Source organism: Spirillospora sp. NPDC048911, from assembly GCF_043198015.1.
Taxonomy (GTDB): domain Bacteria; phylum Actinomycetota; class Actinomycetes; order Streptosporangiales; family Streptosporangiaceae; genus Spirillospora.
In genome coordinates this window covers 478202-491240 of record NZ_JBICUD010000002.1, presented here as the reverse complement: position 1 = coordinate 491240, position 13039 = coordinate 478202, and the positions used below count along the sequence as shown (strand labels likewise).

General features: G+C 71.4%; 12 protein-coding genes and 2 pseudogenes. 2 read left to right on the top strand and 12 right to left on the bottom strand.

The genetic code is table 11. The features are described from left to right. The 9 genes and pseudogenes from ACGFNU_RS09520 to ffh all read right to left on the bottom strand — a co-directional run. The coding region (locus tag ACGFNU_RS09520; RefSeq protein ID WP_392591779.1) for a hypothetical protein at positions 1-424 on the bottom strand (424 nt) is incomplete at its 3' end. Between the two features lie 97 nt (positions 425-521). Continuing rightward, positions 522-1544: a signal peptidase I gene (lepB, locus tag ACGFNU_RS09515; RefSeq protein ID WP_392591777.1), complete on the bottom strand. Its 1023-nt coding sequence runs from the start codon at positions 1542-1544 to the stop codon at positions 522-524. Positions 1545-1730: 186 nt separating this feature from the next. Further along, on the bottom strand, positions 1731-2084 hold the full coding sequence (gene rplS, locus ACGFNU_RS09510) for a 50S ribosomal protein L19 (protein WP_358402099.1): 354 nt from the start codon (positions 2082-2084) through the stop codon (positions 1731-1733). 130 nt (positions 2085-2214) lie between these two features. Next, a pseudogene (locus tag ACGFNU_RS09505) lies at positions 2215-2760 on the bottom strand (tRNA (guanine(37)-N(1))-methyltransferase); the annotation flags it as partial. Between the two features lie 420 nt (positions 2761-3180). After that, positions 3181-3390: pseudogene (locus ACGFNU_RS09500) on the bottom strand (tRNA (guanosine(37)-N1)-methyltransferase TrmD); the annotation flags it as partial. Next, complete coding sequence (gene rimM, locus ACGFNU_RS09495; RefSeq protein WP_392591775.1) at positions 3387-3902, bottom strand: ribosome maturation factor RimM; 516 nt, start codon at positions 3900-3902, stop codon at positions 3387-3389. The pseudogene ACGFNU_RS09500 and the gene rimM, both read right to left, overlap by 4 nt. Before the next feature lie 123 nt (positions 3903-4025). Beyond that, the gene (locus tag ACGFNU_RS09490; RefSeq protein WP_151568089.1) at positions 4026-4268 is read right to left on the bottom strand and encodes an RNA-binding protein; all 243 of its coding nucleotides are present in this window, start codon (positions 4266-4268) and stop codon (positions 4026-4028) included. Position 4269: 1 nt separating this feature from the next. Further along, complete coding sequence (rpsP, locus tag ACGFNU_RS09485; RefSeq protein ID WP_392591773.1) at positions 4270-4779, bottom strand: 30S ribosomal protein S16; 510 nt, start codon at positions 4777-4779, stop codon at positions 4270-4272. Between the two features lie 194 nt (positions 4780-4973). Beyond that, positions 4974-6545: a signal recognition particle protein gene (gene ffh, locus ACGFNU_RS09480; RefSeq protein WP_392591772.1), complete on the bottom strand. Its 1572-nt coding sequence runs from the start codon at positions 6543-6545 to the stop codon at positions 4974-4976. A gap of 263 nt (positions 6546-6808) precedes the next feature. Here ffh and ACGFNU_RS09475 point away from each other — a divergent pair, with 263 nt between their 5' ends. Next, positions 6809-7432, top strand: a complete 624-nt coding sequence (locus tag ACGFNU_RS09475) for an RNA polymerase sigma factor (protein WP_392591771.1) — start codon at positions 6809-6811, stop codon at positions 7430-7432. Between the two features lie 48 nt (positions 7433-7480). Continuing rightward, positions 7481-8386, top strand: a complete 906-nt coding sequence (locus ACGFNU_RS09470) for a hypothetical protein (protein WP_392591770.1) — start codon at positions 7481-7483, stop codon at positions 8384-8386. A 380-nt stretch (positions 8387-8766) separates the two neighbouring features. Here the strand turns inward: ACGFNU_RS09470 and ACGFNU_RS09465 are convergent, their stop codons facing one another. The 3 genes from ACGFNU_RS09465 to ACGFNU_RS09455 are packed head-to-tail and all read right to left on the bottom strand — an operon-like array spanning position 8767 to position 13037. Continuing rightward, positions 8767-11325, bottom strand: coding sequence for a [protein-PII] uridylyltransferase (locus ACGFNU_RS09465; protein ID WP_392591769.1), 2559 nt, complete (start codon positions 11323-11325; stop codon positions 8767-8769). A gap of 9 nt (positions 11326-11334) precedes the next feature. Next, positions 11335-11673, bottom strand: a complete 339-nt coding sequence (locus ACGFNU_RS09460) for a P-II family nitrogen regulator (protein ID WP_392591768.1) — start codon at positions 11671-11673, stop codon at positions 11335-11337. Continuing rightward, entirely contained in the window at positions 11670-13037 is a 1368-nt protein-coding gene (locus tag ACGFNU_RS09455) for an ammonium transporter (protein WP_392591767.1), read from the bottom strand. Before ACGFNU_RS09455 ends, ACGFNU_RS09460 begins: the two co-directional genes overlap by 4 nt. Positions 13038-13039: the final 2 nt, after the last annotated feature.

The window sequence follows — 13039 nt, the reverse complement described above, 5'->3', positions numbered from 1 at the left end:
CGCCTGCCGTCGTGGCACCGCCTGCCGTCGTGACGCCGCCTGCCGTCGTGACGCCGCCTGCCGTCGTGACGCCGCCTGCCGTCGTGACGCCGCCTGCCGTCGTGACGCCGTCTGCCGTCGTGACGCCGTCTGCCGTCGTGACGCCGTCTGCCGTCGTGACGCCGTCTGCCGTCGTGACGCCGTCTGCCGTCGTGACGCCGTCTGCCGTCGGAGCACTGTCCGCCGTTGTGACACTATCCGCCGTCTCGGCACCGCCTGCCGTTGGGGCGCTGTCCGCCGTTGGGGCGGCGTCTGCCACCGTGGCGCCTTCCTCGTCCTGTGGTGCGGTGGCGTCAGCGGCTTGGAGGGGTTTCTCGGCTGAGGTTTCGGTGGGAGCCGGGGGCCGGTCGGGCTCGGGGGTCGCACCCTCGGGTTCGGAACGCATGTCCTCCGCCCCTCGTCACCCGGCCCCACCGCGGGCCGATCCGGTTGACATCGTGACACGAGCGGCCGCCTCTTTCGGGCAGGCGGCCGCCCGGGATCTACGCGTCGCGCGTCCGGGCGAAGCGGGGACGGAGGCGGCGGTGGATGAGGGCCACGGGGACGGCGCCCACGAAGCCCAAGGCCAGCGGGACGGCGGGGGTCACCGCGGCGGCGGCGCTCAGTGCCGGCTGCTCGAACGTCTTGGGGATGGGCAGCGTGTCGAGCCGGTCGAGCGGCCAGACGATCACGAACGCCCGGCCGATCACACGGCTGACGGGGATCGTGCCGCCACCCGGGTCGCCGCGGTGGGCGCGGGAGTCGGACGAGACCTCGCGGTGGTCGCCCATGACCCAGAGCTGGCCGGGCTTCACGGTGTGGTCGAACGTCTCGTTGGAGGGCTTGTTCTGCTCGTCGCTCTGGGGATCGGTGAAGAGATAGGACTTCTCGTCGAGCGGCACGCCGTTGACGGTGATGCGGCCCTGCGCGTCGCAGCACTTGACCCGGTCGCCGGGGATGCCGATCACGCGCTTGATGTAGTCCTTCTCGTTGGGCGCGACGCCGAACGTCGTGCCGATCGCACGGAAGACCTTGGACACCGGGTTGGACGGCTCGGCGTAGTCGACCTCGGGGTCCCAGGAGTCGAGACCGTTGAAGACCACGATGTCGCCGCGCTTGATGTCGCGGGTGTGGTAGACGATCTTGTTGACCAGGACGCGGTCACCGATCTGCAGGGTGTTCTCCATCGACGCGGACGGGATGTAGAACGCCTGCACCGCGAACGCCTTGATGACCAGGGCGAGGACGAGGGCGACGCCGATGAGGACCGGCAGTTCCTTCCAGAAGGAGCCCTGCTTCTTGGCCTTCTTGGGCGACTCGTCCTCCGTGGACTCCTGGCCGCCGGTGGACGACCCGTCGTCCGCGGACGTCGCGGCCGGCCCGTCCTCCGTCGTGCGGCCGTCGGCGGACGAACCGTTCTCCGTGGTCGTGTCGGCGACAGGGTCCGAGGTCACGGCCTGCTTCTCGTGGGGCACCGCGCCCTCGGCTTCGGAACGCACGTCTCTCCGATCGTCCTCGTCTGTCATCAGAGCGAAAGCCTAGCGGCGTCACGTCCGGCATACCCTTCGCACTGCCGTGTCGCCCCGTACTACCTTGCGCTCCGTGTTCGATGTCCGGCCGCTCCGAAACGGCCAACGCCCCGGCAACCGCTGAGGGTTCCCGGGGCGCCGTGCTGCCGCAGACCCGAATCATGATGACCCGGGCGTTCGGGCTCAGAAGTCGCGCTTCTCCTTGATGCGCGCGGCCTTGCCGCGCAGGTTGCGGAGGTAGTAGAGCTTGGCGCGGCGGACGTCACCGCGGGTGACGACCTCGAGCTTCTCGATGTGCGGGCTGTTGAGCGGCCAGGTGCGCTCGACGCCGTAGCCGCCCTTGCTGACCTTGCGGACGGTGAAGCTCTCGCGGGCGCCGCCGCCCTGGCGCCGGATCACGACGCCCTCGAAGACCTGCACGCGGGTGACCTTGCCCTCGGTGATGCGCGCGTGGACCTTGACCGAGTCGCCCGGACGGAAGTCCGGATGGTCGCTGCGCAGCGCGGCGTTCTCGATCTCCTGGATCAGGGTGTGCATGACAGGCGTTTCCTCATGAGTCGAACGCGGACATCGAGAGGCCCCGGGATGTGTCGTGGGGGCGTCGAGCCGCGCGAAGTGGATCTTCTTCGAAAGTATGAGCGCCGTGTGTGAGATAAACGGCGACGCTCTAGTGTGCCATAGGTTCGCCGTCCACCGGAAAACCGGCGTCGGCGAGCACCTGGCGATCATGCTTGTCGAGGGTGGCCGGATCCAGCCTGGCGGCCAGTTCGGGCCGGTTGGCGACGGTCCGCCGCAGCGCCTGGTCGCGCCGCCAGCGGGCGATCGCGCCGTGGTTGCCGGACAGCAGGACGTCCGGGACGGCCCGTTCCCGCCATACCGGCGGCTTGGTGTAGACCGGCCCCTCCAGCAGGGACTCCATGGCCCCCGGCGCGAACGAGTCGTCCGTCACGGAGTCGAAGTTGCCGAGGACGCCCGGCAGCAGCCGGCTGATGGCCTCCACCATGACCAGCACGGCCACCTCGCCGCCCGCGAGCACGAAGTCGCCAAGGCTTACCTCGTCGACGCGCATCCGGCTCCGGGCCTCCTCGACCACCCGCGAGTCGATGCCCTCGTACCGCCCGCAGGCGAAGATCAGCCACGGCTCCGCCGCGTACTCCACCGCGAGCGCCTGAGTGAACGGCCGCCCGCTGGGAGTCGGAACGATCAGCCGCGGCACCACACCCCCACCACCCGCGTTCGACCGCCCACCGGCTCCAGCCGCGCCGGTCGCCGTGGTCGCCCCAACGCTGGCCTCCGCACTGACGCCCACGCGCCCGCTGGCCCCCGCGCCCGCGCCGACTTCTGCGCCCGCGCCGGTGCCTGCGACCGCGCTGGTGGCTGTGGTGGCGCTGGTATCTGCGGCCGCGCTAAGCGGGTCGCCGGCACTGGCCGTGTCCGGCTGACCGCTTGCCGTAGCTCGTTCGCCGCTGACTGCGGCTGACTGAGCGCTGGCCACGTCCGGCTGAGCGGTGGACGTCTCAGGGGCGGTGCTGGCCGGCTGCTGGTCGCTGGACGCGGATGGCTGGGTAGCGGGTGGTTGAGCGCTGGACGTCTCAGGCCGGGGGGTGGACTTGGGTGGGGGGGCCAGGGTGTCTAGGGCCTCGCCCCAGGGTTCTGGCTTCATGACCATGCCGGGGCCGCCGCCGTACGGGGTGTCGTCGACGGTGCGGTGGCGGTCGTGGGTCCACTGGCGGAGGTCGTGGACGGTCATGTCGATCAGGCCGTTGCGGCGGGCCTTGCCGAGCAGCGAGACGTCCAGCGGAGCGAAGTACTCCGGGAAGATCGAGATGATGTCGAGTCTCACTGGTCGTCCAGGAGTCCGGCGGGCGGGTCGATGACCAGGCGGCCGCCGGCGACGTCCACCTCGGGGACGAGGGCGGCGACGAAGGGCACCAGAGCCTCTCCGCCGGCGGTCCGGCTGATCACCAGGAGGTCCTGGCCGAAGTGGCGGACCTCGGTGACGGTGCCGATCTCGTCGCCCGCGGTGGTGACCGCGGCGAGGCCCACCAGCTCGGAGTCGTGGAAGTCGTCCGGGTCGCCGGTGTCGATGATGTCGTCGGGGGCGACGACGAGCCAGGTGCCGCGCAGCTCCTCGGCCGCGGAGCGGTCGGTCACTCCGGCGAACGCCAGAAGGAGGCGGCCGGAGTGCCAGCGGGCGCGTTCCACCGTGAGGGGGCCCGTCGCGGGCGGGTCCGTCGCGATCTCGGCGCCGGGCGCGAAGCGGGCGTCGGGTTCGTCGGTACGGACATCAATGGTGAGCTCACCACGGATGCCGTGCGGCCGTCCGATCCGGCCGACCACCAGCTGGTCCTTCATCACCACCACCATCGTTGGTCACAAACGGTGACCGGCCCGACGGCGGGGCCGTCGGGCCGGTCACTGGGCCTGCGGGGACCGATCGGTCCTTGCGCGGGCGAGAGCCACTGGAGCCGGTGAGGCTCAGCGGACCTCGTTGACGTCGAGCAGGTCCACGCGCACGTAGCGGCCTCCGGAGAGGGCGCTGATGACCGTGCGGAGGGCCTTGGCGGTACGACCGCTGCGGCCGATGACCTTGCCGAGGTCCTCGGGGTGCACGCGCACCTCCAGGACCCGGCCACCCCTGATGCGGCGGGCGCGCACCCGGACGTCGTCCGGGTGCTCCACGATGCCGCGCACCAGGTGCTCGAGCGCTTCTTCGAGCACGTCAGTCCTCGCTCTTGGCTTCGGTGGTCTCGGCGGCCTTGGCCTCGGTGGTGTCCTCGGTCTTGGCCGGGGTCTCGGCCTTGGTCTCAGACTTGGCCTCGGCCTTGGCCTTCTTCGGCTCGGCCTTCTTGCGGGACTTGGTCGCCGTGGCGGCGGCCTCGTCCTCGCTGAAGGCCTCCTTGACGGCCGCCTCGAAGACGGCCTTCTTGTCCGGCTTGGGCTCGGCCTTCCTGAGCGTGCCCTCGGCACCGGGCTCGCCCTTGAACTTCTGCCAGTCGCCGGTGATCTTGAGCAGGGTGAGGACCGGCTCGGTCGGCTGCGCGCCGACGCCCAGCCAGTACTGCGCGCGCTCGGAGTCGATCTCGATGAGCGACGGCTCCTGCTTCGGCTGGTAGAGGCCGATCTCCTCGATGGCCCGACCGTCACGCTTGGTGCGGGCATCGGCGACGACGATCCGGTACTGCGGGTTCCGGATCTTCCCCAGACGCTTGAGCTTGATCTTGACTGCCACGGGTGTGGTGTACTCCAGACTTCAATACAGGGTGAACGGGCCTCACCAGGTGGGGACACCGGTTACCGGCCGTTCCATGGATTTCCGGCCTGCGCAGGACGAGAGAGGGCTCCTGGCGTTCCCGGGGTTTCCAGCCTGCCATTCTGCCAGACGATCGCGGAAAAAGCGCAATCGCGCGATGACACGCGGCGGCTTTACTTTTTCTTGCGTCCTTGCAGCTTGCCGAGGTCGGGCATCTGGAATCCGGGCGGCAGCTGACCGCCCAGACCTGGCGGCAACTGGCCACCGAGACCGGGCGGCAGGCCGTCCGGCATCCCGCCGTCCTGGGCGGCGGCGGGCTGTTGCTGCTGGCCGCCGCCGGCGCGCTTGCGCGGGTCGCCGCTGCGCTGCTTGCCCTTCTTGTTCTTGGCGTTCTTGGCCGCCTTCGCGGCCTTGCGGCGGCCGGGCATGCCCGGCAGGCCCATGCCGCCCGCCATCTGCCGCATCATCTTCTGCGCGTCGAAGAAGCGGGTGACCAGGCTGTTGACCTCGCCGACGGAGACGCCCGAGCCCTTGGCGATGCGGGCCCGCCGCGAGCCGTTGATGATCTTCGGGTTCTCGCGCTCGCCCGGCGTCATCGACCGGATGATCGCGGCGACCCGGTCCAGGTCCTTGTCGTCGATCTGGCTGACCTGGTCGCGGACCTGGCCCATGCCGGGCATCATGCCCAGCAGGTTGCCGATCGGGCCGAGCTTGCGGATCATCATCATCTGCTCGAGGAAGTCCTCGAGCGTGAAGTCCTCGCCGGACGCGAACTTCGTGGTCATCTTCTCGGCCTGCTGGGCGTCGAACGCCTGCTCGGCCTGCTCGATCAGGGTGAGGATGTCGCCCATGTCGAGGATGCGCCCGGCCATCCGGTCGGGGTGGAAGACCGAGAAGTCCTCGAGCTTCTCCCCCGTCGACGCGAACATGATCGGCCGGCCGGTGATGTGCCGGACCGACAGCGCCGCGCCGCCGCGCGCGTCGCCGTCGAGCTTGGTGAGGACGACGCCGTCGAACCCGACGCCCTCCACGAACGCCTGGGCCGTGTTGACCGCGTCCTGGCCGACCATCGCGTCGACCACGAACAGGATGTCGTCCGGCTTGACCGCGTCGCGGATGTCGATCGCCTGCTGCATCATCTCGGCGTCGATGCCGAGGCGGCCGGCGGTGTCGATGATGACGATGTCGTGCTGGGCGTGCTTGGCCTGCTCGATCGAACGCCGCGCGACGTTCACCGGGTCGCCGACGCCGCTGCCGGGCTCGGGCGCGAACACCGGCACCCCGGCGCGCTCACCGACCACCTGCAGCTGCTGGACGGCGTTGGGCCGCTGGAGGTCGGCCGCCACCAGCAGCGGCGCGTGCCCCTCGGACTTGAGCCAGCGGGCCAGCTTGCCCGCGAGCGTGGTCTTACCGGCGCCCTGCAGGCCCGCCAGCATGATCACGGTGGGCGGGTTCTTGGCGAACCGGATCCGCCGCGTCTCGCCGCCGAGGATGTTGATGAGCTCCTCGTTGACGATCTTGACGACCTGCTGCGCGGGGTTGAGCGCCTGGGAGACCTCCGCCCCGGCGGCCCGCTCCTTGATCTGCGCGATGAAGTCCTTCACCACGGGCAGGGCGACGTCGGCCTCGAGCAACGCGACCCGGATCTCGCGGGCTGTCGCGTTGATGTCGGCCTCGGAGAGCCGCCCCTTGCTGCGCAGCGACGAGAAGACCGTCGTCAACCGGTCGGATAGCGTCTCGAACACGTGTCTGGACCCGTCCTTGGAAAGCTTCTGGGATCGCCTATCAGACTATCGGGTCAACCACCGCGCCCCGCCCGATCAAGGCGTCGCGTCTCGCCGCCGCCGCGGATGGAGGAGGTTTGTTCTGGTCGAACGGCCTGTGACGGTCAGGTTGGGTCGTACGCTGGAGCGTTCAGGGGTTCCCTGTGACCTGCGCGACGTGGCCGTGCGGGTGTTCAGGCCCCCCATCGTCCTGATCAAGCCCCGAAGGACCCCAAGGTGAAGACGTGGCCGCGCCGGCACGGGCGCGCATGAGCGGACGGGTGACCACCCGGGTCGAACCCCCCGACCACAGTCTCGAGACGGCGCTGCAGAGCGCGCAGGCCGGCGACGAGGCCGCGTTCCGCACGATCTACCGGGACCTGCAGCCCCGGCTGCTCCGGTACCTGCGGGCACTGGTGGGCGGCGACGCGGAGGACGTGGCGGCCGACGCGTGGTTGCAGATCGCGCGCGACATCCGTTCGTTCAGCGGCGACTACGACCGGTTCCGGGGCTGGGCGTCGACCGTCGCGCGGCACCGGGCGCTCGACCATCTGCGGCGCCTCAACCGGCGGCCCGAGACCAGCGTGCAGATCGACGAGCTGACCGACCTGGTGGGACGCGACGACACCGAGCGGGACGCGCTGGAACGCATCTCCACCGACGGCGCCATCGCGCTGATCGGAGCGCTGCCCCGGGACCAGGCCGAGGCGGTGCTGCTGCGCGTCGTCGTCGGCCTCGACTCCAAGGAGGCGGGCCGGGTGCTCGGCAAGCGGGCCGGGGCCGTCCGGACCGCCGCCTACCGCGGCCTGCACCGGCTGGCCGACCAGATGGAAGAACGGCCTGCTCACGGGCCCGACGGCGCAGACTGAGATGCCAGGTGTGACACGAATCCAGATCACGGCGCTGAGGGGAGTGAGATGAGTACGGATCACTGGGACCTCGACCGTGCCGCCGCCGAGCGCCTGCTCCGCGGCGAGCCGGGCGACTCCGGGACCCCGGCCGAGCCCCTCGGCCGCGTGCTCGCCGCCGCCTCCGCGCCCGCGCGGGGCCCGGAGCTCGCCGGCGAGGAGAGCGCCGTGGCGGCCTTCACCGCCGCCGCGGCGGCTCCGCTGCCGAAGAAGCGGGGACGCGGGCTCCCGCTCACCCGCATCCTCACCGCCAAGATCGCGGCCTTGAGCCTCGCGGTCACGGCGGCCGGCGGGGTCGCGCTCGCCGCCGGCACCGGGGCCCTCCCGATGGGCCCCCTGGACGGCGATCCGGACACCACGGTGTCTCCGGGACGGCCGGTCAGCAAGTCCCCGTCCGCCGAACCTTCCGGCGGTCAGACCAGCCCCCGCCCGACGCACGGCGCGAACCAGCCTTCGGCCCTGTCCGGGCTATGCCGTTCGTACGCGTCCGGTGATTCCGCTCACCGTGCCGAGGCGTTGCGTTCAGCGGCGTACGTTCCACTCGTCTCCGCCGCCGGCGGGGCGCACAAGGTGCCCGGTTACTGCTCGAAGCTCCTGAAGAAGGACGAGGGCAAGGGAACGACGAAGAACCCGAAGAAGGCGAAGACGCCCAAAGAGAAGCCGTCCAAGGGGAACAACGGCTCGGGCAACGGCAACCAGGGCAACAACAAGAACAAAGACAAGGACGACGACGGCAACGGGAACGGGAACGGCAACGGCGGCAACGGGAACGGCGGCAACGGCAAGGGCGGGAACGGCAACGGCAACGGCAAGGACGGCAAGTTCCGCGCACCGAACAACGATGGCGGCAAGGGACCTGGCGACAACGACCGCCAGCGTGACCCTCAGCCAGGCAGCGGCCTAGCGAGTTCCTGACCCCCTGGACCGGCGGAGGGGCAGCCGTGCCCCCGTGGCTGCTCCTCCGTCTTCCACCACGCCAGCCCGCACGCACGCCAAGCCCACGCAGCTGCGCATCCAGCCCCACACCCACGCCCACACAGAGCCCAGCGCCCAGCCCACGCTGAGCCCGCACGCACGTGAAGCCCGCGCGAATCCACGCTGAGCCGGGCACGCACGCTGACTTGGCACGCACGCTGAGCCGACACGCACGCTGAGCCCGCACGCACGCCCGCACGCTGAGCCGGACACGCACGCTGAGCCCGCACACATGCTGAGCCCGCACGCATGCTGAGCTGGCACGCATGTCAAGTCTGCGCGAACCCACGCTGAGCCAGCGTTCAGCCCACGCCGAGTGGTTAGGCCAGGGCCTCCAGGACGTGCCGTCGTACGTGGTCCAACTCGTCCGCGTCGGTGAGCGCACGCCCCTCCGCGTCCACCACGTAGAAAACGTCGACCGCCTCGGCTCCCAGCGTGTCGACCTGAGCGGCGCGGACCTGGAGGCCGCACTCGCCCAGCGCCTGCCCGATCCGCCACAGCAGCCCCGGCCGGTCGTGGGCCCGGACCTCCACCACGGTGGCCGTGCTCGACGCGTCGTCGACGATCGACACCCGGGGCGGCGGAACGGCCACGCCCGGCCGCACCCGCACCGCGCGAGCCCGCTTCTCCAGCCGGTCGGCGACGTGCAGGCGGTCGGCGAGCATCCGCCTCAGGTCGGCCTCCAGCGCCGCGGGGTCCGGCGGCGTCCCGTACTCGGGCACCGCCGTGAAATCCAGCACCGCCGTCGTGCGCCCGTCGTCCGACGGACGGGGTGAGGCGTTGACCGTACGAGCCGTGCGGACCGCCAGGCGATGGAGAGCCAGTACGCCCGCCGCCTTCCAGAGGAGGCCGGGACGGTCGGGGGCGGCGATGGTGATCCGGGAGCCCGCGACGCGTATCGCCGCTCCGTCGTGCCGGGCCAGGGCCAGCTGCTCGGGGGGCAGGGCGGGCGCGGGCGGAGGTGTGCCGCCGGTGAGGGCGCCGATGGCCCGGCGGGCCAGCTGGGCGACCAGGCGCGCCTTCCACGGTCCCCAGGCGGCGGGGCCGGTGGCCTGGCCGTCGGCGATCGCGAGGGCGGCCAGCAGCTCGACGATCTCGCGTTCGCGGCCGGGCACCGCCGACACGGCCTTGATCACGGTCTCGACCGTGACGGGGTCGTCGATGTCGCGGCGGGTGGCGGTCTCGGGCAGCAGGAGATGGTGCCGGACGAGGGTCTCCAGCACCTGCACGTCCCCCGGCGGGAAGCCCAGCCGGGTCCCCATGTCGCGGGCGACGACCGCGCCGCTCGTCGAGTGGTCGCCGGGCCAGCCCTTGCCGATGTCGTGCAGGAGCGCGCCGACGAGCAGCAGGTCGGGGCGGGCGACCTCGCGGGTGAGGGCGGCGGCGCGGGCGGCGGCCTCCACCAGATGGCGGTCGACGGTGTAGGTGTGGACGGGGTTGCGCTGCGGGCGGTTGCGGACACGTTCCCAGTCCGGCAGCAACCGCACGATCAGCCCGGCCTGGTCGAGGGCCTCCCAGACGCCGATCGCCGCCGTCCCGGCGCCCAGCAGCGCCACCAGGGCGTCGCGGGCGGTGGCGGGCCACGGCACGGCGGGCAGCGCGGCGCCCTGGGCCAGCCGGTCGACCGTGGCGGGGGCGAGCGGCAGGTCCGCCTGGGCCGCGGCCGCGGCGACGCGGAGGACGAGCGCGGGGTCGTCCAGGTCGGCGCCGCGGGCCAGGACGACCTCGCCTTCCTGCTCGACGGCGCCGTCACCGACGGGGCTGCGTTCGACGGCACCGCGTTCGCCCGCACCGCGCCGGCCCGCCGCGTCCGTGCGGGCGCGCATGACGGGCGCGCGGCGAGGCGCGCAGAAACGCTCCACGCGACGCCACAGATGATCCTCGGCGTACGTGATCGTGCGGGCCGCCTCGGCGATCGAACGGAGCAGCACGTTGGCGTCGAGCATGCCGAGGGCCTGGGCGACCGCCTCCTGCTCCTGGAGGACGAGGCGGTCGGAGGCCCGGCCGGTGGTCTCGTGCAGCGCGTGCCGGATGTCCAGGAGGAGATCGTGGGCGGCGCGTACGCGCGCGTTGGGGGCCGAGGCCACCCAGGACGCGGCGACGGCCTGCATGACGTGGACGTCGCGGAGGCCGCCGTGGGCCTCCTTGAGGTCGGGCTCCAGGAGGAACGCCAGTTCGCCCTGGGTCTCCCAGCGTTCCCGGCACATCTCGGCCAGCTCGGCGAGGCGCCGCCGCGCGTCGGCGCGCCAGTCGGCGAGGACGGCGGCGCGCAGCTCGTCGACGATCGCGGCCTCGCCGGCGATCCGGCGGGCGGAGAGCAGCCCCAGCGCGGCCTTCATGTCGGTGCGCGCCACGGTCCGCGCTTCCTGGACCGTGCGCACGGAATGGTCGAGCCGCAGCCCCGAGTCCCAGATCGGGTACCAGACACGGTCGGCCACCTGGCCCACGTCCGGCCGCCCCCGATGCAAGAGCACCAGGTCAAGATCGCCACCAGGCGTGAGCTCGCGCCGCCCATAACTGCCGACCGCGACCAAAGCGACCCCGTCCGCCCCGGCAAAAGAGCCCGGCAAAGCAAGCCCAGCCGCCTCAGCCGTCCCGGCCAGATCAGCGGGCCTCGTAGCCGCAGCAAGGCCAGTGGACTTGGCGCGCGCGGCAGTGTCAACGGGCTCGGCCGCCGTGGCAGCATCAGCGGGCTCGGCCGACGGGGTGGGGGTGGGTGTTGTGGCGGGGGGCGTGGCTGGGGCTTCCGCTTCGGGGGTGGTGCCCAGCAGACCGGTCAGCCAGCGGTCGAGGTCGGCGGCACGCGCCGCCCGCGCAGCCGCCAGGGCTGCGCGGGCTTCGTGGCGTTGTCCCCCGACCGTTCCGTGAGCGAGGACCACTCGTGCGCCCTACAGGGCTTCCGGGCCGGTCTCGCCGGTACGGACGCGGACGACCGTGTCGACCGGGACCGCCCAGACCTTGCCGTCACCGATCTTGCCGGTCTGCGCGGCCTTGACGATGACGTCGATGATGTCCTCGGCGTCCTCGGCGTCGACGAGGACCTCGACGCGGAGCTTGGGCACGAGGTCGACCTTGTACTCGGCGCCGCGGTAGACCTCGGTGTGGCCCTTCTGCCGGCCGTACCCGCTCGCCTCGCTGACGGTGAGGCCCTTGACCCCGAAGGTCTCCAGAGCCGCCTTCACCTCGTCGAGCTTGAACGGCTTGATGACCGCTGTGATCAGCTTCACGCTTCCGCCTCCACCTTCTTCGTCGTGGCGTTGCCCGCCACGGCGGCCGAGGCCTGGTCCGAGACCCTCGCCGCGTGGACGGAGCCGCCGCCCCCGGCCGACCCGAGATCGTACGCACTCTCGGCGTGCGTGGCGATGTCGATGCCGTTCACCTCGTCCTCGGGATCCAGCCGGAAGCCGATGACCAGGTCGATGACCTTGCCGATGACGAACGCCATCACGAACGAGTAGGCGCCGACCGCCAGGGGCGCGACGACCTGCCAGCCCAGCTGCTGGAGGCCGCCTCCGTAGAACAGGCCCTTGTGCTGCTGCGGCAGGAACGGGTAGGCGGCGATGAAGCCCAGCGACACGGCGCCGACGAGGCCGCCGACGAGGTGCACGCCGACCACGTCGAGCGAGTCGTCGAAGCCGAGCTTGTACTTGAGGCCGACCGCGTAGGCGCAGATCGCGCCGGCGACGAAGCCGAGCAGCACGGCGACCCAGGTGTCGATGAAGCCGCAGGCAGGGGTCACGGCGACCAGGCCCGCGACGGCGCCGGAGGCGATGCCGAGGGTGGTGGCGTGGCCGTCGCGCAGCTTCTCCACCAGGAGCCAGGCGCCGGCCGCGGCGGCCGTGGCGACCTGGGTGTTCATGAACGCGAGGGCGGTGGTGCCGTCGACCGCGAGCTCGGAGCCCGCGTTGAAACCGAACCAGCCGAACCACAGCAGGCCCGCGCCCAGCAGCACGAACGGCATGTTGTTGGGCCGCATCGGCTCCTTCGGCCAGCCCCTGCGCTTGCCGAGGACGAGGGCGAGGGCGAGGGCCGCCGCACCGGAGTTGACGTGCACGACGGTGCCGCCGGCGAAGTCCTCGATGCCCTTGTCGAACAGCCAGCCGCCGCCCCAGACCCAGTGCGCGACCGGGAAGTAGACCAGGGTCGCCCAGGCGATGGTGAACGCGACCCAGGCGCCGAACTTCGCGCGGTCGGCGATCGCGCCGCTGATCAGCGCGACCGTGATGATCGCGAACGTCAGCTGGAACGCGGAGAACACCAGCTCGGGCATGTTGTCGGTGATCGCCGCCGGGCCCTCGGTGATCAGCCCCTCGTAGACGGAGGTGGCCGTGCTCTTCAGCCCCCAGTCCGAGAGCCCGCCGACGAAGTTGTCGAGCGTCGAGTTCCCGTTGGAACTGAACGCGATCGAGTAGCCGTAGAAGACCCAGATGATGCTGACGGTGACGATGCTGACGAACGACATCATCATCATGTTGAGGACGCCCTTGGCCCGCGCCATGCCCCCGTAGAAGAACGCCAGTCCAGGCGTCATGAGCAGCACGAGCGCGGTGGCCGCCAGCATCCAGGCGGTTGTACCGGTATCGATTTTCATCT

Excerpts from the sequence above, each read along its gene's own strand:
- ACGFNU_RS09470 (WP_392591770.1), top strand. The coding sequence starts at position 7,481 with ATGAGTACGGATCACTGGGACCTCGACCGTGCCGCCGCCGAGCGCCTG.
- rimM (WP_392591775.1), bottom strand. The coding sequence starts at position 3,902 with ATGAAGGACCAGCTGGTGGTCGGCCGGATCGGACGGCCGCACGGCATC.
- ACGFNU_RS09455 (WP_392591767.1), bottom strand. The coding sequence starts at position 13,037 with ATGAAAATCGATACCGGTACAACCGCCTGGATGCTGGCGGCCACCGCG.
- lepB (WP_392591777.1), bottom strand. The coding sequence starts at position 1,544 with ATGACAGACGAGGACGATCGGAGAGACGTGCGTTCCGAAGCCGAGGGC.
- rplS (WP_358402099.1), bottom strand. The coding sequence starts at position 2,084 with ATGCACACCCTGATCCAGGAGATCGAGAACGCCGCGCTGCGCAGCGAC.